Origin of the sequence: Maribacter sp. R86514, from assembly GCF_044597005.1 — a bacterium.
Lineage (GTDB): Bacteria > Bacteroidota > Bacteroidia > Flavobacteriales > Flavobacteriaceae > Maribacter.
Genome location: NZ_CP138999.1, coordinates 2969515 through 2993415 on the forward strand (window position 1 = coordinate 2969515; position 23901 = coordinate 2993415).

The 23901-nt window shown below is 32.9% G+C and carries 22 protein-coding genes; 13 read left to right on the forward strand and 9 right to left on the reverse strand.

Annotated features, from left to right (window positions below; all coding sequences use genetic code 11):
- The first annotated feature begins 5 nt into the window (after positions 1-5).
- From SJY30_RS12940 to SJY30_RS12995, 12 genes are all read left to right on the forward strand, one after another.
- Positions 6-1043, forward strand: coding sequence for a hypothetical protein (locus SJY30_RS12940; protein ID WP_396632588.1), 1038 nt, complete (start codon positions 6-8; stop codon positions 1041-1043).
- 270 nt (positions 1044-1313) lie between these two features.
- Entirely contained in the window at positions 1314-1790 is a 477-nt protein-coding gene (locus SJY30_RS12945) for a GNAT family N-acetyltransferase (protein WP_396632589.1), read from the forward strand.
- Between the two features lie 122 nt (positions 1791-1912).
- A complete protein-coding gene (locus tag SJY30_RS12950; protein WP_396632590.1) occupies positions 1913-2749 on the forward strand; it encodes a LytR/AlgR family response regulator transcription factor in 837 nt (278 codons plus the stop codon).
- A gap of 114 nt (positions 2750-2863) precedes the next feature.
- Positions 2864-3526 (forward strand): lysostaphin resistance A-like protein, encoded by a 663-nt coding sequence (locus tag SJY30_RS12955; RefSeq protein ID WP_396632591.1) that lies wholly within the window; start codon positions 2864-2866, stop codon positions 3524-3526.
- Positions 3527-4720: 1194 nt separating this feature from the next.
- A complete protein-coding gene (locus tag SJY30_RS12960; RefSeq protein ID WP_396632592.1) occupies positions 4721-6169 on the forward strand; it encodes an MBOAT family O-acyltransferase in 1449 nt (482 codons plus the stop codon).
- 4 nt (positions 6170-6173) lie between these two features.
- Entirely contained in the window at positions 6174-7130 is a 957-nt protein-coding gene (locus tag SJY30_RS12965; RefSeq protein ID WP_396632593.1) for a hypothetical protein, read from the forward strand.
- Between the two features lie 135 nt (positions 7131-7265).
- Positions 7266-7853 (forward strand): histidine phosphatase family protein, encoded by a 588-nt coding sequence (locus tag SJY30_RS12970; RefSeq protein ID WP_396632594.1) that lies wholly within the window; start codon positions 7266-7268, stop codon positions 7851-7853.
- Positions 7854-8403: 550 nt separating this feature from the next.
- The gene (locus SJY30_RS12975; protein ID WP_396632595.1) at positions 8404-9669 is read left to right on the forward strand and encodes a glycoside hydrolase family 71/99-like protein; all 1266 of its coding nucleotides are present in this window, start codon (positions 8404-8406) and stop codon (positions 9667-9669) included.
- 518 nt (positions 9670-10187) lie between these two features.
- On the forward strand, positions 10188-10568 hold the full coding sequence (locus tag SJY30_RS12980) for a hypothetical protein (protein WP_396632596.1): 381 nt from the start codon (positions 10188-10190) through the stop codon (positions 10566-10568).
- Positions 10569-10755: 187 nt separating this feature from the next.
- Positions 10756-11388, forward strand: a complete 633-nt coding sequence (locus tag SJY30_RS12985) for a hypothetical protein (RefSeq protein WP_396632597.1) — start codon at positions 10756-10758, stop codon at positions 11386-11388.
- 117 nt (positions 11389-11505) lie between these two features.
- Positions 11506-12228: a 3'-5' exonuclease gene (locus tag SJY30_RS12990; protein ID WP_396632598.1), complete on the forward strand. Its 723-nt coding sequence runs from the start codon at positions 11506-11508 to the stop codon at positions 12226-12228.
- A gap of 92 nt (positions 12229-12320) precedes the next feature.
- Positions 12321-12830, forward strand: a complete 510-nt coding sequence (locus tag SJY30_RS12995) for a DUF3124 domain-containing protein (protein WP_133685927.1) — start codon at positions 12321-12323, stop codon at positions 12828-12830.
- Between the two features lie 4 nt (positions 12831-12834).
- Here the strand turns inward: SJY30_RS12995 and SJY30_RS13000 are convergent, their stop codons facing one another.
- Together SJY30_RS13000 and SJY30_RS13005 are read right to left on the reverse strand one after the other, a co-directional pair.
- On the reverse strand, positions 12835-15033 hold the full coding sequence (locus SJY30_RS13000; protein ID WP_396632599.1) for a S8 family serine peptidase: 2199 nt from the start codon (positions 15031-15033) through the stop codon (positions 12835-12837).
- Positions 15034-15197: 164 nt separating this feature from the next.
- On the reverse strand, positions 15198-16175 hold the full coding sequence (locus tag SJY30_RS13005) for an endonuclease/exonuclease/phosphatase family protein (RefSeq protein ID WP_396632600.1): 978 nt from the start codon (positions 16173-16175) through the stop codon (positions 15198-15200).
- A gap of 164 nt (positions 16176-16339) precedes the next feature.
- Here SJY30_RS13005 and hflX point away from each other — a divergent pair, with 164 nt between their 5' ends.
- Positions 16340-17551 carry a GTPase HflX gene (gene hflX, locus SJY30_RS13010; RefSeq protein ID WP_396632601.1) on the forward strand — a complete coding sequence of 404 codons (1212 nt, stop codon included), beginning with the start codon at positions 16340-16342 and terminating at the stop codon, positions 17549-17551.
- Positions 17552-17827: 276 nt separating this feature from the next.
- Here hflX and SJY30_RS13015 read toward each other — a convergent pair whose 3' ends face one another.
- From SJY30_RS13015 to SJY30_RS13045, 7 genes are all read right to left on the reverse strand, one after another.
- Positions 17828-18748, reverse strand: a complete 921-nt coding sequence (locus SJY30_RS13015; RefSeq protein ID WP_396632602.1) for a DUF3078 domain-containing protein — start codon at positions 18746-18748, stop codon at positions 17828-17830.
- 72 nt (positions 18749-18820) lie between these two features.
- Entirely contained in the window at positions 18821-19327 is a 507-nt protein-coding gene (locus tag SJY30_RS13020; RefSeq protein ID WP_396632603.1) for a DUF2480 family protein, read from the reverse strand.
- A gap of 35 nt (positions 19328-19362) precedes the next feature.
- Entirely contained in the window at positions 19363-19695 is a 333-nt protein-coding gene (locus SJY30_RS13025; protein ID WP_036151130.1) for an SUF system Fe-S cluster assembly protein, read from the reverse strand.
- A 6-nt stretch (positions 19696-19701) separates the two neighbouring features.
- Positions 19702-20127 (reverse strand): SufE family protein, encoded by a 426-nt coding sequence (locus SJY30_RS13030; RefSeq protein ID WP_396632604.1) that lies wholly within the window; start codon positions 20125-20127, stop codon positions 19702-19704.
- Positions 20128-20674: 547 nt separating this feature from the next.
- Entirely contained in the window at positions 20675-21742 is a 1068-nt protein-coding gene (locus SJY30_RS13035; RefSeq protein WP_396632605.1) for a zinc metalloprotease, read from the reverse strand.
- Between the two features lie 105 nt (positions 21743-21847).
- Complete coding sequence (locus SJY30_RS13040; RefSeq protein ID WP_396632606.1) at positions 21848-23062, reverse strand: aminotransferase class V-fold PLP-dependent enzyme; 1215 nt, start codon at positions 23060-23062, stop codon at positions 21848-21850.
- A 143-nt stretch (positions 23063-23205) separates the two neighbouring features.
- Positions 23206-23865 carry a porin family protein gene (locus tag SJY30_RS13045; protein ID WP_396632607.1) on the reverse strand — a complete coding sequence of 220 codons (660 nt, stop codon included), beginning with the start codon at positions 23863-23865 and terminating at the stop codon, positions 23206-23208.
- Positions 23866-23901: the final 36 nt, after the last annotated feature.

A 23901-nucleotide genomic window follows, 5' to 3' on the forward strand; every position in this document is an offset into this window, starting at 1 on the left:
TCTCCATGGATATTAGAGACATCGATTTTAAGAATCAAGTTATACCCTTTTTAATTCCTCTTGCACTTTTAAGCATGTTAATTTTTATTTCAAAATCAACTCAGTTTTTAGCAAACCCTAGTTTGATTTCTGTAGGGATAACTATAGACTTAATTCTAACCGTTCCATTAATTTATTTCTTTTTAATTCGAAAAAAGGAAATTCCAAAGAACACAGTTATTCTAGCTTTAATTATTGGTCTTTTTTTCTGTTACAAAATAATACCCGCAGAAAATCAAATCGTATTACCAATATTAAGAACTTATCTGTTGCCTATTTTAGAAGTTGGAATTTTCGTATATATTTTAATAAACCTTCGAAAGGCACGACTAAACTATAAGCAAAATAGAGACAGTAATATAGATTTTTATACGATTGTAAAAACAATTTCTCAAGACCTTCTCCCTATTTTTATGGCGAGAATAATTGCTACAGAAATTACAGTAGTGTACTACGGAATTATAAATTGGAAACGCCGCCCACTTAAAAATGGGGAATTTTCAATTCATAAAAAAAGCACCTCTATTTCAATATTACTGGGCATTATGCTAATCATCGGTGTAGAAACTACAGTCTTTCATTATATCTTAGAACAAGAGGGCAATCCAAAAGCTTGGCTGATTACCTTTTTAAGCATCTATTCATTACTACAAATTCTAGGTTTCCTAAAATCTATTATTAAAAGACCAATCTCTTTTGAAGAAGATATTCTTCATTTAAGATATGGCATAATGAAAGAAACTTCTATTGAGTTAAACAACATTAAAAGTATTGTACTTTCTTCAAAAAATAAACCTCAAAAAACAAGTAGACTCTCCATTTTTGGTAAACATGAGAGTCATAATGTAATTTTAACTCTAAAAAAGACTGAAATTCTCTATAGCCTATATGGTATAAAAAATAATTTTACAACAATCTCATTTCATGTAGACGAACCACAAAAATTTTTCAATAAATTGTGTGAATATATTAAGGAATTTCAATTGAAGTCCACTGTTACCTAGTTTAATTTTTGCTATTGAGTTTTTAAATTCTTTATCTAGACGGACATATCTAGTAGGGAAAGACGTTCATACTGTAGTGTGCCACTTCTAATGACAACAAAACCTCAACGTAATTCGGACTTTAGTGCAAAACCGAAAGGTCAATGTATACCTGACTGACAGCGGGCTGGTTTATTAAAGTCACTAATTCCGATAGCTATCGGGAATACATTTAGCTTTGGACAAGAAAAAATAAAACTAAACAATACCCTTTAGCTTAGTTTGTAAATCGTGGCATTAATTAAGAAAATAGAATTGGAAATTAGAGAAACACATAGAAATGAATACTCCATTTCAACCGACAGGGATAAATTAGATGTTTTAAGTATTCACAAATTCCTCGCAAACGAAACTGATTGGGCAAACGGAATTCCACTTAATACTTTAAAAACGTCTATTGAAAACTCTTTAAATTTTGGTCTTTATTACAAAGACCAACAAATTGGCTTTGCTAGAATAATTTCTGACTATTCCACAATTGCATATTTAGGGGATGTTTACATTCTTGAAGAACATAGAGGAAAGGGATTAAGCAAATGGCTGATCAACGAAATAATGGAGCACCCCAATCTTCAAGGATTAAGACGCTGGATTTTATTGACCGACACAGCTGAATGGCTTTATAAAAAGTTTGGGTTTATAGAAATACCTCATCCTGAATTTTATATGGAGAAACATAACCCAAATGTATATCACAGAATAAAGTAAGTACAATAAAGACTATTGTTTAACTATAATGTTAGCGCCTATTAATCCATAACTTTTTATACTAAACGGTATAGGAATATTCTAAACATAAGTTCGATGCCAAAATATAGAGCTTCCAATTAATGAGCACCATACCAACGACCAAAAATAACCTAAAAACCTACTGGCACACTTTTATCAATAGTTCTGCAGGGCGTTGGTTTAAGAAAGTTATCATATTAATTATTTTCTCTTTGATCATAAATCATTTATCTACACCAGAAAGTTTTCCTGGTAGTGATGTATATAGATTCCCCATTGAAGGTTTTTTGGCATCTATTATTTTGTGTATTCTTATAGGCATCATAACCGAGGTTAACTTTCAATATTACAAGAGGAAGCATTTCATTAAAAAAGTTGAAATCACAACTATTATATGGTTTATGTCTTCAACCTTAGGATATATTACACTCATGTATATTCCTGTAAATTTTAGTTTTAGTCTAGTCATAGACGGTGAAATTGAGTTCTATTATTTACTAATAGGTTTACTCATCACCTTACTATTGAGTTTTATTCTTATAGGGTTGTCGTATGCCCAAGACATTTACAATTTATATAAGTCATCTATAAAAGATGCTGTTGTAACCATAGAAAACGGTGCAAAAACCACAAAACTCGCTTATGAAAATATTGCATGCTTTTTTAGTGAAAATAAAATAGTATTTGCTGTTAAAAATGATGGCACAACAATAAGCACCGATTTTATATTGAATGAGCTGGAAGAAAAAATAAACAATCAATTGTTTTATAGAGCCAACCGGCAAATTATCGTTCACAAAGATGCTGTAGAAGAAATAGAAAAAATTGAAAATGGTAAACTACGTATTCAATTAAAAGCAACTATTGAAAACGATGCTATTAAAGAAATAAATATCAGTCGGTATAAGCGAATAGAATTTTTGAATTGGTTTCAATAATAAACACCGACTATTCAGTTATTAATTTACTACCACTCAGTAAGAACATCAATAATTAAAAGGGGTTTCAGCGTTTTTGTTCATTAATTCGTTTAGAATTTAAAAACAAAAATAATGAACAAAGTTACCTTACGACAAACCTTAATTCCATTAATTACCGTTGCAGTCATCTGCTTTATTTGGTTCGGACCACTTAATTTAAGTTATATAACAAACATCGCTGTTTCTCTAATAATCGTCTTATCAAATTATATAGAATACAAAGGAAAACCATTTTCAGCGCTAGGCTTTCGACGAGAAAAATCTACAATAAAAAACATCTTCGTACTAGCACCTTTACTTGCTTTAGGTCTCTTTATTTTTTATGTCTTTTTACTAGTTCCTGGAATTACAAAACTCACAGGAGTTCCCATAGATTATTCTAGTTTTAAAGAATTAGAAGGAAACCTTTCCGCATGCTTTGTTGCCTTATTAATCCTGTGGGCTAATGCTGGGTTTGGAGAAGAAATTATTTTTCGTGGTTATTTTATGAGACAATTTGTAAAATTCTTTGGAGAAAGCAAATTCAGTATTATTCTTAATATTGTCTTGTTAGCTTGTTTTTTTGGTTTTATGCATAGTTACCAAGGCATTACCGGGCAAATTGTTGCAGGTACCGTTGGAGGCCTCATAGCGTTGATATTCTACTTACGCAAATACGATTTGTGGTTTGTAATTGCTGTACATGGTTTTTTTGATTCCATATCGTTGATTTGCATTTACTACGGCTTGGCTTAATGATAACTGGAAACATTAGTTATATCATCACCTACCCTAAATAGATATTCGCCGTGCATTTTATTTTATTAAAATCTTACTGTAACACTAATAGCAACAAAGGATATAGGTTCAAATGAAAGATTTGCTTTTTACGTGTCTGCGAGCACAAACATAAACGGTAAATCTCCTTAAATTTTTAACGGATAGTAAGAAATAGATCATTCTAACCTCTCTTTTCAATACTACCAAACAAACCACTTGGTTTGTTTGGTACTTTAAACACCCTTTTAACTTCGTAATCTTTGCATTTCATCGATGTAATTTAGATTACAACAGTAGGTTTAAGCAATTTCTAACTTAGATTTAAATTGAAAAACAGACTAGTTGGTCTGTTTTTCAACTTTACGTAAAATCCCTAAAGAGTTTCAAAAAGAACTATTTTATTCTAAATAATTTTAATTAATTAAAGTTTTTATTACTAAAATAAGAGATGCTAATTATAGGTATAATCTTTAATGATGCATTAGTGGCTAGTCTAAATTAGCAGTATATACATTATTAGAAATCTGAGGTTATATATAGTTAATAATTTATGTAAAATTGTCTTTAATTAAAGAAAGACGTTTAAAAAGACAACCCACTGAACATATCAATTCTAAGAAAATTCATGTTTTAAAGATTTGGTTCAGCTTATTTTAAGTGGAACAAAAATACAGCATTGCTAATCGCATAGGCTTTAATTATTCTAGTCTAATTTAAACGCCCAATACTAATGATTCCGATAGTTTATATGTACAAGACAAATGAAGAACTATGAAATTATAAACGAACAATCGTTACTTGAACAGTTCAGTGAGATTAACATAACCAAGTGCAAAATGGAAACATTTGATCTGTATACTATTTTAGTTACTATGCTACTCCAAAAATTTTGAAAGCTCAAATATCATAGCAGATTTCTATAAAAGATTGTAATAATTAAGGGAACAACCCATATAGTATATTATAATGTTTGCATAGGCAGCAGTCTAAGATATCTTTAAAATAAACGTAATAAAGTTGAAGCATCAAATTTGCCTTTAGTTTCTACAACAGTCAATTTTAGGCATCAATTTACATTTTAAAAAATATGTTAAAGTTTAGCCTTATTTTTGGATGTTATAAATTGAACACTCGGTAACAGGTATAAATTTTAAAAAATAGAACGAATTCATGTTTTTTAACTCGATTGATTTTGCAATATTCTTACCAATAGTTTTTATACTTTATTGGTTTGTAACCAATAAGAATTTAAGACTACAAAATTTTTTAATCGTTGCAGCAAGTTATTTGTTTTATGGTTGGTGGGACTGGCGATTTCTATCCCTAATATTATTCAGTACCATTGTTGACTATTTAATTGGCAGAAAACTAAGAGTAGAACAAAATGAAATTAAAAGGAAAGTTTTACTTTGGACAAGTATTTTAGTCAACCTCGGTTTTCTAGGGTTCTTTAAATACTATAATTTTTTCTTGGATAATTTTATAACAGCCTTTTCATTTTTTGGAACCGAAATAAAATCAAATTCGCTTAATATAATTTTACCGGTAGGAATAAGCTTTTATACTTTTCAAACATTGAGCTATACAATTGATGTTTATAAAGGAAAACTAGCACCAACCAAAGATTTCATTGCGTTTTCAGCATTTGTAAGCTTTTTTCCTCAGTTAGTTGCCGGTCCAATAGAACGAGCAACACATTTACTACCACAATTTTACAAAAAGAGATCTTTTGATTATGTAAAGGCTGTGGATGGTGCACGGCAAATTTTATGGGGCCTATTTAAAAAAGTAGTCATAGCCGACAATTGTGCTATATATGCAAACCTAATATTCAATGATTCTATAGAGTATTCTGGAAGTACACATGTATTGGGCGCATTATTCTTTACTTTCCAAATTTATTGTGACTTCTCAGGTTATTCAGATATAGCTATAGGAACTTCACGCCTTTTTGGTTTTGACTTAATGAGAAACTTTAACTTTCCTTACTTTTCAAGAGATATTGCAGAATTTTGGAGACGATGGCACATTTCACTATCTACATGGTTTAGAGATTATCTATACATTCCATTAGGTGGTAGCCGCGGTGGAACATGGATGAAAATTCGAAATACATTTATCATATTTATCGTTAGCGGATTTTGGCATGGTGCAAACTGGACTTTTATAGTATGGGGAGCTTTAAACGCTATTTACTTTTTACCACTATTATTAACTAAAAATAACCGCAATAATATAGAGACTGTTGCTCTAGGACGAAATTTTCCAAACATAAAAGAACTTTCATATATGTTACTAACTTTTAGTTTGACCGTTCTTTCTTGGATATTTTTTAGAGCAAATAATATTAATCATGCAGTAAGTTATATTTCCGAAATTTTTTCTGCTTCACTCTTAACTATTCCAGAATTTGAGAATACTACGGGCGCTTTGATCACGATACTTCTTGTAATGGTTTTTACTTTAATTGAATGGATTGGACGAGATGGACAATACGCTCTAGACAATTTAGGTTTAAAATGGAAACGCCCATTAAGATATATTATGTATTACGCGATAATAATTGCAATCTTTTGGTTTGCTGGTAAAGAACAACAATTTATTTACTTTCAATTTTAATAGTATGAAAAGTTTTATTAAAAAATTACTCATGTTTTTTGGAGTATTTACCGGTTTATTACTAGTATTTTTATTTTGTTGGTTTCAATATTATTCTTTCCCACCTCCAAATGTTTCAAATAGTATATCTTTCAATGCCAAGGCATTATATATAAAGAATAAGTTCTCTAAAGAAAATGTTGATATTCTTGCTATTGGTTCATCAATGAGTTTAAACAATATAAATTCGAACGTAATAGCAAAAACATATGGTAATCAACAATATTTAAACGCATCTTCTTGGGGTTTAAATATGGAAGAAACATTTAATTTATTAAAAATTTACTCAAAAAAATATCATCCAGAAACAGTTGTAATCTCAAGTAATTTTGGTGATTTTCAAGCTTCATATCAAACAATTAAGTTCAATTACACAGAAGAATACCTTTTAGGCAACAACTTAATTAAATACTTAAAAAACAGCAACTTAAGTCAATTAATTTTAGATTCTCGTTTGTTAGGTTTGTACAAAAATAGTAACACGATGTACCAATCTTTGAAATTCGATACCTATGGTGGTGTAAATTATCCTCTATCAAATTTTCAAATTAATGATAAAAGGTGGAAAGGTGAAAAATTAATTAACGAGGAAATAGATTTAATTCAATATACTTACTTAGATAGTATTTCTAAGCTTTGTTCTTCGAATAGCATGAAACTAATTTTTGTTCAAAGTCCATTTAGAGAGATGTATTATTCAAAATTAAGTAAACAAGAATTAGCAATATTAAATAATCACACTTCTAAAATAGAGAATATACTACTTGATAATGATGCAATTTTTGTTAATTCATTAGACAAAACCTGGCAAGAATCTTTATTTGTAGATTATAACCATTTAAATGAAAAAGGAAGTCGTTTATATACCGAATTCTTTCTAAAAAACTTAAAACCAACGAATATTAAACTAACAGCTGAGTAGGTGCAATTTTTTTAAAATCTTATAAAATGCCCTTCTAGGTACATAGATTATAACATCGAAGTTTTAGGGTCTGTATTAAACTTTGTACTATTTAAAGCTTAAGCTTCGCATACTAACGCACCGAACAATTCATTAATGCTGAAGAAAATTTTCTTTATAACACATGCAAATGTTGTAGTTGACCCAAACAAACCTGTACCTGATTGGGGTTTATCGAAAAAGGGAAAAGAACGTCACGAATTGTTTAACTCGAATACTGAAACAAAGAATATTACAGCAGTTTATTCTAGTTACGAGCAAAAAGCAATTGACGGCGGACTCATATTATCTAATCATTTAGGCATTGAATTAAAAAAGATCGAATCTTTAAAAGAAAACGACAGATCATCTACTGGGTTTCTTTTTGAAGAAGAATTTCAGACCACAGTCAACAATTTCTTTGCAAACCCAAATGAATCGATTAGAGGCTGGGAAAAAGCTATTGACGCTCAAAACAGAATTGTTTCCGCAATAAAATATATAATTTCAAATGATAAGAGTTCTGGTGATATTGCAGTGGTCGCTCATGGCGGAGTTGGAACATTACTATTCTGCTTTTTAGCAAGTAAAAAAATATCAAGACAATACGACCAACCACAAAATGGTGGTGGTCATTTTTTTACTTTTTACAAAGACAATTTTAAAATCATACATGATTGGCAAGACATTGCCTTAGTCTCATAAACATAGCCATAATTCTGACAAAAAAACAGCAAATTTTTTTTTAAAACAGCTGCTTTTTACATTTAAAAAACAAACCACTTGGTCTGTTTACTCCCTAAAACACCCATTTAATTGCAATCGCTTTGCATTTCATCGATGTAATGGCGAATGCTGTCGTTTGTCTCAAGAATTCTCAACTCATTTTACCAGTAAAAAACAGACTGGTTGGTTGGTTTGATGTTTTCAAGGCAATTCTTTTCTGAGCATTTCAAATAATCGATTAAGCCCTAATTAAATAGAGCTATTATGGTTTCTAGAACATAGTATAACCGACCATTTTCAATTTCAATTAAAAGAGAGGTAAAGACATCCTTTTATTCAACACTTACATTATTAATCACTTTTTTTTAGAAAGAAGAACAACTTCATCGAAAGAGAATTGTTTTTGGTCTTCAGGTCTGATTCATTAAACGAAAACCAAAATCTTTATTAACAAATAAAAACCAACTTTAACTCTTACTAATAAAAATATATGGAACCAAAATTTAAATTATTAAGGGTACTCTTTTTAATGAGTTTAGTAATAAGTTGCGAGAAAGACTCCGTTAAAGTTATAGATAACGAACAAACCAATGATGCCCTTAAAGAAGCATATCAACAAGTAACAAACCAAAAAGAACAGCCAGCTTCTGCTGAGGTCATAAAGAATAATACTAAAAAAGTTTATGTTCATTATATGCCTTGGTTTTATAACCCAGAGCAAGATGGCTATTGGGGACAACACTGGACTATGACCAATAAAAATCCGAATGTTATTGATGTTAATGGTAAAAGAGAAATTGCCTCTCATTATTACCCGTTAATAGGACCGTATTCTTCTAATGACGATGACTTGCAAGAATATCATTTGCTATTAATGAAATTATCGGGTATCGATGGTGTTATTTTTGACTGGTACAGCAGTAGAGATGTAAACGATTATAATGCATTAAAGAAAAGTACAGAGTCCTTTATTAAAGAAATTGAAGAAGTAGGGTTAGAATTTGCCATAATGTATGAAGATAAGACGGCACAATATTCGACCGAGCAATCAGAAACTAATTCATCTATTGACAATGTAGTTTTAGATTTGCAATATATTCAAAACACCTATTTTACGAGCGATAACTACATAAAAATAAATGATTCGGAGTTACTATTTCTTTTTGGACCAAATTTTATTACAGATCCTTTAGAGTGGGACAACATAATACCTCAATTAGATACTACGCCCTACTTTATGAGTTTATGGGAGGCTAGTAATAGATTAGGACAATATGCTGGTGGAGAATATAGTTGGGTAGATTCAAATCATATGACCACATTATCCAATTACTATCAATATTCAATTGAAAACAATATACAGACCGTAGGTGGTGCTTATCCAGGTTTCAATGACTTCTATTATGAAGGCGGATGGAGAACAAATACAGACGATGATTGGGATATTGTACACAATGGCACTCAGGTATTAAATGAAACGCTGAACTTAAATGCTTCTTCTCCGGTAGAATTTATTCAATTGATTACTTGGAACGATTTTGGTGAAGGCACCATGATAGAGCCTACAGATGAATTCGGATTTTCTTATCTAGAGGAAATTCAATCTTATACCGGTGTAGACTATACCTACGATGATCTGCAATTGCCTTATAGATTATACTTGTTAAGAAAAGAGCATAAAAACGATCAACGGCTTCAAACTATTTTAGATCGGGTATATCAATTCATTTTTATGTTAGATTTAGATCACGCAAAAATTCTATTATCTACATTAGAAAAAAAGTACAATATTTAACTAATATAAATTTGAAATAAAAACAAGGTCTTTCATTTTTAACGCAATCATATGTATCGGAAACTATAATGAAAGGTTTACGTTTTACTTCTATACGTGCAGGAACGAATAACGTAAACCTTTCAAATTTTATATTGAAAAACCAAAATCTGTTAGCGCTAGCCTTATTTTATATAGCAAAAAAACAAACTGCTTGGTTTGTTTGGTTTCTAAAACACCTATTTAACTTCGTACGCTTTGCATTATATCGATATAAGTGCGATTACCGTCGTTAGTTTAAAGAATTCTCAACGCATTCTTTAAGTAAGAAACAGACTGCTTGGTCGGTTTGTTATTTTTAAGACTATTTCTCCTCTCAGTACCTATCATTACTTATTAAATCACATTTGCAGATTTATAAAACATTTAAATTAGACCAGCCGAACAGAAGTGAACTGTTGACTTTACTTTAGTTTTATTAAATTACTAGTGAAAAAGGTATAAACGTGCTTGAGTGCGTTTAGTGAACTGTTATAAAAATGAAGGAAATAATCGTTGAGAAAAATGAAGAAAACGAGGGTCCAATACCTCATGTATGGCGATCAATTATAAAAGAAATTGTAAGTGCTTTTGTAAAGAAAGACTACGCTTTAAACACAGGCATTGAAAATGTATCACCTGTTTCTAAAAGCACCGCTGAACAAATTAAAGAGTATATCGAAGACTATGGTGAGGAATTGGTTGAACTCCCTGAAGATACTTGGATAACATCAGTTTATATTTACTATGGTGGGTATTGGAATTTACTAATTGATTTATGGACTAAGGATGAGGGAATGAGCGACTTAGTTCTAAATGTGGAAGTAAGAGAAAAGAACAATAAATATGTGGTTCAAATTGAATTAGTCTATGTGCCTTAAAACAAGAACTTTATTAACATTCTAAACATAATACAGACTTTAGAGCATAATAGGAAAGTATGGATTTAATAGTGATCTCGACGGTAATCGTCAATTTTTTCAGACGAAAAACTTCTTTCAAAGAGAGAAATAAAATATTTATCTCCAGCATATTGTATTTATCAAAAACGCTAACAATATTTAGAAAATGAAAACAATTTTTATATTTTTATTCTGTACTATTTACGTTTTTAGTCAAAAACAAGAGTTTGAGTATGGACAGATAGTCTTTAGAAACGGAGACACAATACAAGGCAAAATAAAAGTACTAAATAGGTTTAAGAGTTTTAATTACCTAAAATATTTAGACGCAGCCGGAAAGGAAAAAAGAATATCTCTGGAAATCATTAAAAGTTATACTAGAGGCAAAGAATTCTTCGAAACATTGATATTAAGTTCTCAGAATTATGTTTTAGCTAAAAAAATTATACATGGCCCTAATATGACTTTATATTATAGGGACGAACCAACTAATGCTGTTCCAACTCGTTGGGATATAAAAGGTACTACTTTGAATCTTTTAAAAAATGAATACAGATATAAATATTTAAAAGACCGAAATCAAAACATTTTAATGTTGTCTGTTAGAAGAGCAGCAGAAACACCTATTAAAGATGGTGTTGAGAAAATTCTTTCTAAAGCACTTTTTAAAAACAAAAGATTAAAAAAATTCTTATCTGAATACCCGGAAATTGTTGAGAAAATTCAAAAAAAAGAATTAAAAACTATTGAAGAAGTTGTGGTAGAATGCAATAATGTAAATGGGATATATTGGAAATAACTATTCTCAACTATACACAGAATTTATTAACCTCAATGTAACTAGAATCTTTAAAATCTAAATAAGGGTAACAGCAAAATTGTTATAATTTCCTACTTATTAGTATCTTACCTATCTATGCCTGATAAAATACATCTCGAAAATATCTTGTTTTTAGATATAGAAACCATCCCTGAAAAAAGTTCTTTTGACCAGTTAGATGAAACTACACAAGAACTGTGGGCGCACAAATCTCAATACCAAAGAAAAGATAATGTAACTGCAGAAGAATTCTATGAACGTGCCGGCATCTGGGCAGAGTTCGGTAAAATCATTTGTATATCTGTAGGTTATTTTACGTTTCAAAAAGAGGTACGCAGTTTTAGAATTACAACGTTTTATGGAGAAGAAGCTAAGCTATTACAGGACTTCAAAAACTTATTAGACGAGCATTTTAACCATGTTAAAAATGTACTTTGTGCGCACAATGGTAAAGAATTCGATTTTCCATACATTGCTAGAAGAATGATTATTCATGGTATATCGCTACCTCAAAAACTAGATCTATTTGGCAAAAAGCCATGGGAAGTTCCGCATATAGACACCATGGAGCTTTGGAAATTTGGCGACTACAAACATTATACTTCGCTAAAACTTATGGCACATGTGCTGGGCATACCTTCCCCTAAAGAAGATATCGATGGCAGCATGGTAAGGGTGGTGTATTATAAAGAAAACGATTTAAGCCGAATCGTTACCTATTGCGAACTAGACGTTTTAACCACTGCTCAGGTCTATTTAAGATTAAGAAATCAGAATCTTTTAACCGATAATGAAGTAAAGAAAGTCGCTAATTCATAGAATCGCGTTAAAATTACCATCCACCGATATAAAAACAGCACTAATGATGTAATTTTGTTAGTAACGACATTTATTCAAAACGAGCCATACCTATGAAAAAAATCATCTTATTATTATCTGTAGTCATAGTACTGGCAAGCTGTTTACAAGAAAAGGAAATAAGCTCTATACACCCTGAAAACTGGTCTAAGAGAAAAATTACCATGAAGGTTCAAGATTCTTTAGAGTACGGTAAATCTTATTTATCGATCTATTCTCAAATTTATAGCAGCTCTGAGCATAAGACCCATAATTTAACCGCTATGGTCAGCTTACGAAATACAAGCGATGTCGATACTATTTACCTTTCTAAGGCCGAGTATTTTGATACCCATGGGGTTTCGTTAAGAAATTACTTCAGCCATCCTATTTATTTAGCCCCTTTAGAAACGGCTGAAATTATTATTGACGAGATGGATGTTGAAGGCGGTACCGGTTCGAACTTTATTTTTGAATGGCAAGCACCAAAGGATTGCCCAGAGCCATTATTCGAAGGTATCATGAATTCTACCGTTGGTCAACAAGGACTCTCATTTACTACACAATCTAGAAGAATAAAATAGTTTTCTAGTACTTATAAAATTTCGTGCTTTTGTTGATATTCGAATCTTGAATTTGTAATATATACAAACCTGAAGGTAAATCTGAAACGTTGATTCTAGCATCTGATGCTTTGTCCATTTTCAATGCTACACCACCTGTACTCATTATTCTGTAGATAGCAGTATCAGACGTTTTTACATTCAATTGTATTTCATCAACCGCAGGGTTAGGGTATACGCTAAACGGAATATCAGAATCTGCACTTAACGCATGTAAAGTTTCTAACTCGGTATCTTCACCATTAAAAGTAAATGTTGCAACTTCACTGAATTCAGAAGCGATGTTCTGTGAGCAGAATGTTCTTAATTTAAAAGAATAGGTAGTATCGATTAACAATCCCTTCCAGCTGAAGTTATTTACAGAAATATACTCTGTAGTCCATTCTTGTTGGTGAACTTCTTTGTACTGAATCTCATAAAGCGCATCTTCTGATGCATTCCATGCCAATTTTACAGTAGCTATTTCAGCTTCTTCCAGACCAACTTCTGGCGCATTTATAGAACAGGTAGTCATAGTTACACCAGAAACGATCAATGAAAAATCTTGCATATCGTTTACAAGTTCACCTTTATGTGTAACGGTAATGGTATAGGTGCCATTTGCATTAGGTATTTCAATTCTTTCAAAAGGATCCACTTTATTATCTCCTTTTGTTGCCGCACTAGCAGCCTGAGCAGGATTCAATTTCCAAGGTAAAAAAGTCTGTCCGTTTTTAGTGATTCTAATATCAAGGTCATTTACCAATGCAGCGGTTGTATTGTTAATTTCACCAGTATTGATAAAACTAGATTGTACATCTGTCCAAGATATTGAAGCAATCAATGTTTCATTACCTTCTGCAGTTACATCAAATGAAAATGAGTTTCCGTTTTCTAGTGTTTCTTCGGCAATGTGGCTAGAGAAATCTTTATTGTTTAAAACCTCTGCGGCAGTTTTTGAATTCATAATGCCCCATCCCATTCTATAATCCGGACCTAAATCGTCGATATCATCTGCAGTATGTAAAGCCAAACCTTTTAAAGTCGCTGCTTTCATGTACTCACCATATAATTCTTTATTGTATTGCTGTAGTAATAATAATGACCCTGTAACACCAGGTGTTGCCATTGAAGTACCAGAAGAAGTATCATAGCTAGTACTGCTGGCGGCATCTGTAGAAAGAATAGCACCACCGTTACCGGCAATGTCTGGCTTAATTCTACCATCATCAACCGGACCGAAGCTACTATAGGTACAAACATTTGCATTTTTCAGATTTCCGTTTCCATCAATTTCAGAATTTGCGGCAGCAACAGTAATATTATTTTTTGAAATGGTAAAACCTAACAACACATCAAAACCATCGGCTGCGTTACCATAATTAGGTTCTAGGTTATTTCTGCTTTTTTGGGCATTACCCGCTGCAGTAACCATTAAGTAATAAGGCGCATTATACATGATCTTGTCCCAATCTTGAGCTACTTTCGTGTAAGCACCAAAATACCAGTCTGGTACACGATCCGCTCTAATACCGTATGAGTGGTTAGATAATAGAAGTCCGTCAGCAGCAGCTTCGGTTACTTCAATCTTATCTCTTGTCCAATCATGAGAAACTACTTTCGCCATATTAGCTACACCTTTAGCATCTCTTTTAAGTCCAGTAGAAATTATACTTCCCGTAACGTGGGTAGCATGGGTGTCAACATCAGCACTACCATCACCAATAGTAACCCTAGAAGTATATTCTATATGATTCTTTAAGGCAACACCGGCATCCCAAACACCAACTTCCATTCCATCGCCATCTAAGTTCAAGCCCATTAATCCGTCTGAATTTAACGCACTAGCTCTAGAAACCTTACCTGCCTCATCAGCATAGGTTTCGTAGTACAACGGGCTACCGTCTTCACCAATACCCTGTAATTCAATTTTTTTACCGTTCGCCAAGGTTTCCTTGATTTTCCAGTTGTTCAGTTTTGCTACCTCTTTAAGATGAGTTCTTTCAAGAGCATATTCAGAAACCAAATTAGACTTGAAATTTGCCAATTCAGCCCTCTTATTACTAGCGGCGATTTTTAAACGTTCTTGAGAGGTTTGACCGTTGATTTTGTTTACGGCCGATAACATAAAAAATAGTATTATTAAGATACTATAGGTACGGTAGGTGGTATTGTACGTATTCATCCTTAGATTAATTTTGTAAGATTTGGACTACAAAAATATTAATCTTGTTTAGGGTTTCGGTGAATGACCACTTTTATTCGATGAAATGCTTCAACATTATGTTGGACATGTTGTGAAAACATCAATTTATGATGTGTAAGACTTTTCTCTCGATATACGACACTTTAAGAATTAAAGGTGAACATGGCATAAACCGGAAAATGATCGCTGTAACCACCCATATATCGATCTGAAACGAATGTTCTGTAAGGAGAACCCTTATACTTACCCTTCTTTTCTTTCAAAGATTTATGATCAAAAATAGCGGCACTATCAAAACTATGGGTATTCTTTTGGTAATTGAAAAAAGAGTTCGACACCAAAATCTGATCAAACATGTTCCATTTGTTACCATAAACAGATGATCCTATAGTTTCGGGTATGTGTAAGGTCTCAAAAGGGTTGAACAAAGATGCTTCGTGCTTTAAAATCTGCATACTCTTAGAAGAAGGATCGTCATTAAAATCACCCATAACAATAATATTGGGGTCCAATTCGGTTTCCTTTAAAATCTTAATCTTCTGAACGATTTCATTTGCGGCAATAACCCGCTTATATTCCGTCTCTACTCCACCATCTCTTCTAGACGGCCAGTGGTTTACAAATACGTGTACCACTTCTTTATTAAATTCGCCCTTTACATATAGTATATCTCTAGTGGTATCCCTAACTCCCCCGGCATTATCTACCATTAAGGTAAAGGGTTCTGAATGTAATACCTTAAAAAAACGCTTTCTGTAAATAAGACCTGTATCTATGCCACGTTCATCGGGCGAATCATAATGCACGAATCCATAATCTAAATTATCCATTGCATCGGTATCTAGCAATGCTTTAAAAACACTATTGTTTTCAGCTTCTGCAACACCAATTAATGCAGGAGGGTAAGGATGGTCATCTTCACCAATTTTGACAATGGTCTTAGAAAGTTTATCCAATTTACGCTGGTATCGTTCAACCGTCCATTTTTTTGCTCCATTTGGTGTATAATCTTTGTCCAGAATCTTAGTATTACGTTCTGGATCAAATAGATTTTCTAAATTGTAGAACGCAACCGTATAGCGTTGTTTTTTTGACTTTTTTTTAAAGAATGAAAATCGCATGTATATTTTTAATGGTAACTATATTAAGATAAGTCCTTTAAAATTTCTGGATTAATAACTTGAACGTTCCAGAAAAGCATTAGTGCATGTAAACTCGATTATCGAGTCAATAAAAATACAAAATAGCTTATCGGTAATTGCTTAATTTTGCACTTTACGGTATTATGATAGAAAAGAAAAGTATAGATTATGAAAAAGCGGTTCTTATTGGTGTGATCAATAAGGATCAGAATGAAGAAAAAGTAAATGAATATCTAGATGAGCTAGAGTTCCTTACATATACAGCTGGTGGTGAGGTTACCAAACGCTTTATTCAACGTATGGATGTTCCAAATCCGAAAACACTTATCGGTAGTGGTAAAATGGAGGAAGTGGAACGTTATGTAGAGCAGCACAAAATAGGTTCTGTTATTTTTGATGATGAACTTACCCCTGGTCAACAACGAAACATTGAAAAACAATTACGCTGCAAGATCATTGATCGTACCAGTTTAATATTGGACATCTTTGCCCAACGCGCACAAACAAGTTATGCTAGAACACAAGTTGAACTTGCACAATACGAATATTTATTACCAAGACTTACCGGACTTTGGACGCACCTTGAGCGTCAAAAAGGGGGTATAGGTATGCGTGGACCCGGTGAAACCGAGATAGAAACAGATAGACGTATTGTACGTGATCGTATTACCTTACTTAAAAAGAAATTAAAAAAGATAGATCGCCAAATGGAAACCCAAAGGGGTAACCGTGGCGCTTTGGTTCGTGTAGCTTTAGTTGGATATACCAACGTTGGTAAGTCTACCTTAATGAACGTTATCAGTAAGAGTGATGTATTCGCAGAGAACAAACTCTTTGCTACATTAGACACTACGGTAAGAAAGGTGGTTATAGGAAATTTACCATTTCTATTGAGTGATACGGTAGGTTTTATTAGAAAACTACCCACACAATTGGTAGAAAGCTTTAAAAGTACATTAGATGAAGTACGAGAGGCAGATTTGTTACTACATGTAGTGGATATCTCTCACCCTCAGTTTGAAGAGCACATAGCGTCTGTAAACCAGATTTTGTCTGAAATTAAAAGTTCAGAAAAGAAAAGCATCATGATCTTCAACAAGATAGATCAATACGAACACGAAACCATTGATGATGATGATTTGATAACCGAACGTACCGGAAAACACTTTACCATTAATGATTGGAAACAAACTTGGATGGAAAAAGTGGGAGACCGTGCGATTTTTATCTCAGCACTGAACAAAGAAAATCTAGATGAATTTAGAAAACGTGTGTATGATGAGGTAAGAGATATTCACGTAACTCGCTTTCCATATAATAATTTTCTATATCCAGAACATTTAGACGAGTATTAGATACCGATTATAATCAAATTAATGCAGTTCATCGATGAAATTAAACCGATGGTAAATCTCACCACATTTTGACATCAGTTCACAACATAAATTGTTTGCAACAAGACCATATGAGTTAATTTTACAGTGTACTTAAGATAAGTCTTGACCCCAAATCGATATTTAACTTATGAAAACTAAAAAGTAAAACCCCAAATTTTACGATAATTACTTAACCGAAAAAAGCCCTCTAAATAGAGGGCTTTTTTATTTATACACTTAAACTTTTAATACAACTTAGAAAGCATAGTTAAGACCAACTAAGAAATATGTCTGTAACTTATTGTCAACAGTATCGAACGTTTCATTTACGTTATCAGTCAATGCGAAATTTAAAGCTTCTTGCTTATTATCACGTAAACCGAATTCAAAACCTAGACCAATACCATTCCATAAAGTATAACCAAAAGAGTTGATCCAAGTTAAGTTAGAAAGGTCTCCGCTCTTATAGCTTTGAAACATAGAAAGGTTCGTTTTAAAGCTAACAGCACCAAGTTGTCTTGTATAGTCAGCAACGATTTTAGCACCTAAAGAAGACTCAAAAACCGCATCGTTATCACTGAATACGAAATTGTAGTTCAATGGGTGGATAACAACAACTAAATCAGTAATCGGTGTCCATGTAGCACCAACACCTAGATCAAGGTATCCTGGGTCGTTGAAATTATTCAATATCGTTGTTCTGTACTCCCCTAAACCAGAAATAGCCCACTTTTCGCTAAGCTTTCTTCCGTAAAGAGAAGAGATGTTAAATACATCTGTACCTTGCTTAAAGCTATCATCATCTGTATCGTCGTTCTTATCATCGAACTTTACCCACCCTAAATTGATGTTACCAGAGTTTCTCCAGAAAAATTTCTCTTCGTTCAAATTGGCAAATGCATTTACGGTTACACCTATGTTACCCGAAGATAAATCTGGAGTACCTTGACCATACCAGTTGTTAAAGCTACTGATGTTGGCACCAATAGTACCAAAAGCACCTTTTTTCCATCCTGGTAATGCATCTATGGCACCCTGAATAGCGTCAGCTCTTCCTTGAATAGCTGCGATAGAATCTTTCGCTGCACCTAATTGACCTTTAAGTTCTTCTTCTGTCTGAGAAAAACCAACAGTTGCAACAAATGCAAGAGCTAGAGTTAATACAATTTTCTTCATAATAATTAATGTTTATAATTTATAGTGGCGCAAAGGTAATAATACTTCGCAACATCTTTAAGTACGATTATGTTATTTTCTTTTATATAAAGGAACGGAAGAGCAAGCCTCACCATACATAATAGACTTTGCGACAGGTTTTAAACGCTCTGCTAGAAACAGATAAGCGTTAGCAGGTACAGGTTTTTTACTGCATCCTTTTATAATAATCAACTTATCTTGATATTCAGAAACATCGATATTTTCAATTACAGATTGATAAATTCTGGTTTCTAAATCTACTAAACTACCTTGAATTGCTTTTTTAGCAATACCACTAAGTTTAACACTTAAGAGTAAATATGCCCAACCCGGTACAATAGCATCTGTAGAACATTGCATGGCAACATAAGCGCCTTCATATTGAGACCAATCATGTGCGTCTACAAAAGCCCTAAATTCCTTTTCCTTTAATATAAAACCCTCAAAAAGCCAGTCTTTAATATCCAGCACTACTCTATTACCCTTAGGATAGTAATCTTCTAGGTTAAAAGTAATGAGTTTGCTCTGGGCAACTTTATTTACGATTTCATCTTGCATATCGGCGTATTTTAAATCGGAATGATTTCTTTTTATTAAAGAAGTCCTAATTCCAATTTTGCTTCTTCGCTCATTAAGTCTTGTGTCCAAGGTGGATCAAAAGTAATTTCTACCTCAGCATCTTTTATAGCATCTAGTGACTTCACTTTTTCCTCAACTTCCGCAGGTAAACTTTCAGCAACCGGACAGTTAGGTGAGGTTAGCGTCATTAATATTTTAACCTCATTATCTTCATTGACCAAAACATCATAGATCAACCCTAGTTCATATATGTCTACAGGAATTTCTGGATCATATATCGTTTTAAGGATCTTAACGATTTTCTCCCCTAATTCTGCGCTGTCTTCAGCTATATTTTCATCACTCATAATCTTCTATTCTTCAATTTGTGTTTGATACGCCACTGCGTATAACTTCAGTTGTTTGATCATACTTACCAAACCGTTTGCCCTTGTAGGCGACAAATGCTCTTTTAACCCGATTTCATCAATGAATTGCGTATCGGCATCTAAAATATCTTGTGGTTTTTGGTTACTAAATGCACGTATTAGAATGGCAATAATTCCCTTAGTGATTATAGCATCGCTATCTGCAGTAAAAACCAATTTATTACCTTCTAATTCGGCATGTACCCAAACCTTACTTTGACAACCTTTAATAATGTTATCGTCAGTCTTAAACTCTTCATTAATTAATGGAAGTGACTTGCCAAGATCAATCATGTACTCATAGCGCTGCATCCAATCATCGAACATAGAAAATTCATCTATAATCTCTTCCTGTATCTCTTTAATTTCCATTGCTTCATTTTATGCAAAATTACAACAAGTAAGTATGTTAATCAACAGTTTTAGCAATGGTCAACATATTGTTTATCAAAGACGTTAATTGTGAATGGGGATTACCTTCATCAAAAGGTTTAGATATAAAAATACTATCGGGTGTTATTATAGTTAATATAGCAATTCTTGCCCTGTCTGTATTACTATTATTACTTGGCGCAATTAGTTTCTCTAAGTTTATTACATCAATATTATTTGAAGAATTTATTAAAGAAGTCCATTGCACACTGCTGATGCTGTTAGATTTTTGAAAATCAGATATTCCTTTTGATGTAACAACTATATCTTTTTCATTTATCGAACATGCATATCTAGAGCCTCTTGAAATAACCTAATATTTAAATTCGGTAATAATTGTTTTATTGGACTTCGATTTTTGTCCACATGTATTTAACATAATTATGCCTAACAGTAAAACCACTATTTTCATTATTATATATTTAAATGTAATAATACAAAAAGGACATCCATTGGATGTCCTTTTATAATAAGCTTAGGAATTGTTTTAGTTTACAAAACCTTCTTTTGGTCCGCCAGCGACAAATAATGCACGCATACGATCATTTTGACCAGTTGTAAACATATACATACAATCATCTTGTACATAATCCATATAATTCATAGTCATATCTGCCGATCTACAATTTACAGTTGGGTAACTTGGGCAGTTGTAGTTAGGAGCATCTGAAGACGGAGTGTCAGCAACGAAATCATCTCTATTACATCTACCATCACCCCAAATATGACGAAGGTTTAACCAGTGACCTACCTCATGAGTACCTGTACGCCCTTTTCCATAAATTCCACCAGCATTGGTTTCACCAAAGAAATTGGTTCCTATTACTACACCATCGGTAGCATCTGAACCACCTGGAAATTGTGCATAACCAAGAATTCCGCCGCCAATCTCACAAACCCATAGATTTAAGTTACTAGAAGCGTCCGTTGGTGCTATACCACCTTGCGAAGGTATTTTCATAGCATCATTAGTTCCCCAAGATGCTTTGGTATTAACTACCCTATTAACACCTGCCAAAACAAAAGCTACATCAACATCGGCAACCAGACTTGAAAATTCTGATGGTACACCTGCGGTATTACTATTATTGTTCTGGAAATCCTCATTCAGTATTCTAATTTGAGAATTGATTTGATTTTGGGTAACCTGTCCTGAAAATTGTTCTATGATATTAACGACTACAGGAATTGTAATAGCTCCTTCAAAAATTGTTGGTGTAGTACCTCCGCCGTCATTTCCTCCGCCGGGTTTACCTTTTCCTTGATTTTTTAATGCAATGGCCTTTCTTGTATTGTACTCTATATCGTACATCTTTTTAGCCAAACCATTATTCTTGGATAATCTATATTCCAAGTTTTTCATGGAAACACATTTTTCAAAACTGCTTGTAGATTTTCCAGATAAATCATCTTCATCAACATACAACGAGAAATCGCTCATGTCAACTTGTACTTCTTGCGCCTCTATTTCTGAATTGAACTCAGTGGTGGACTCATTTTCGCAGGATAAAAGAAATGCTCCCATTACCGCTACGCTTAAAATTACTTTTTTCATAAATAGATAAATATTATATAATTAGTGTTTCACCAATATATAAAATATTAACATTATGTTAAAGGAATGTTATGAAAATTATAAGTTTTAATTCATTTTCTACAATTAGAGTAACATGCTTTTAGCTTTTAGAATACCTTGCACAAGTATGTCTACTTCTTCTTTCGTATTATAAAAAGCGAAGCTAGCACGAACGGTACCCGGTATTTTAAAGAAATCCATAATAGGTTGTGCACAATGGTGTCCTGTACGAACTGCGATACCCAACTTATCTAATATACTACCCATATCATACGGGTGAATGCCTTCTATATTAAATGAAATTACAGAGGTCTTGTTTTTTGCCGTACCGTAGATTTTGAGTCCGTCTATCTTCAATAACTCTTCCGTTGCGTATTCTAGCAATTCATGTTCATATTCAGCGATTTCATCAAAGCCAATTGCATTCATATAATCCAATGCAGCACCAAAGGCAATACCACCACAAATATTAGGTGTACCCGCTTCAAATTTATGAGGCAAATCTGCATATGTAGTTTTCTCAAAAGTAACTTCGGCAATCATTTCGCCACCACCTTGGTATGGAGGTAATTTTTTGAGCCATTCTTCTTTGCCATACAACATACCTTCACCTGTAGGGCCACAGATTTTATGAGCTGAACAAGTATAAAAATCAACATCTAAAGCTTGAACATCTGCCACTAAGTGTGGAGCCGCCTGTGCACCATCAATTAATACCGCAGCACCAACCTTATGTGCTTTTTCTATGATCTCCTCTATAGGGTTGATAGTACCTAAAGCATTTGAAATATGGTTACAGAAAACCAGTTTTGTATTATCGGATAATAGATCTTCATAAACACCCATCAGTAATTCCCCTTCTTGATTCATAGGAATAACTTTTAAGACAGCCCCTGTACGTTCACATAACATTTGCCATGGCACAATATTAGAATGATGCTCCATTGCCGAAACGATAACTTCATCTCCTTTTTTTATAAGTGATGAGAAACCGTTTGCAACAAGATTAATACTGTGCGTTGTACCCGAAGTAAAAATTATCTCATAAGATTTTGCAGCATTAAAATGCTTCTGAATCTTTATTCTCGCCTGCTCATACTTATCGGTAGCTTCTTGAGAAAGTGTATGCACCCCACGGTGAATATTTGCGTTGTAGTTTTGATAGTAATCTACAATAACATCTATAACTTGCTGTGGAGTTTGCGATGTAGCGGCATTATCTAAATAGACTAACGGCTTACCATTTACTTCTCGCTTAAGAATTGGAAAATTTTCTCTTATTTTTTTAATATCTAACATAGTCAATCTTCTTATATACAAAGATACCCGATAATGAAAACATATCGGGTATGAAGGGTATTGTAAATAGTATTAAAATCCTTTAAGGGCTATAAGTTTGTAAGAGAGAATTAGACCACAAGCCTCATTTAAAAGATATTAATTTAAAAAACAGAATATGATGCCGATAATTGAAATACAGAATGATAGGCTTTACGATCGATAATACCAAAATCAGAATCTCCAAATAAATTTTTCAACCCTCTATAATATTGTAGACCGATATTTAAATCGTCATTTATAGTATAGCCAACACCAAGAACAGCCCCATAATCTAATTTAAAATCTCCCGAAGACCTGTAGACTTCAGAAAAAGATTCAGGCAAATCATCTCCTTTAGCTTTATCTACTGTATTTAAAAGAAAACTTACTTGTGGACCTGCATTTATATAAAAACGTTGTCCTACGTACCACTTGAATATCAAAGGAACAGCAAGGTAATTTATTTTTTGCACGAGCTTAAAAGAATCTGCGCTTAGCGGTTCTAAGTCAAAACTTCTATAATTTAAATCATACTCATCTACTTTCCCTATTGAAGAATACAACAGCTCTGGCTGAAACGAAAATTTAGAGCTCAATGGTATCTCTACAAAAAGACCTGCATGAAATGAGGTTCTATAGTTGCTATTTTCATCATAAAAAGAATCTTTATCATCTATGTTAGAAACATTTAATCCTGCTTTTACTCCAAATCTAGATTCTTGAGCCCAGATAGCGGCATTAAAAATGAGAAAAGAAAGCACTAAAAAGTAGTGTTTTTTCATAAGTAAATTGGTTGTTGGTTATTTTTTAGGAAGTTA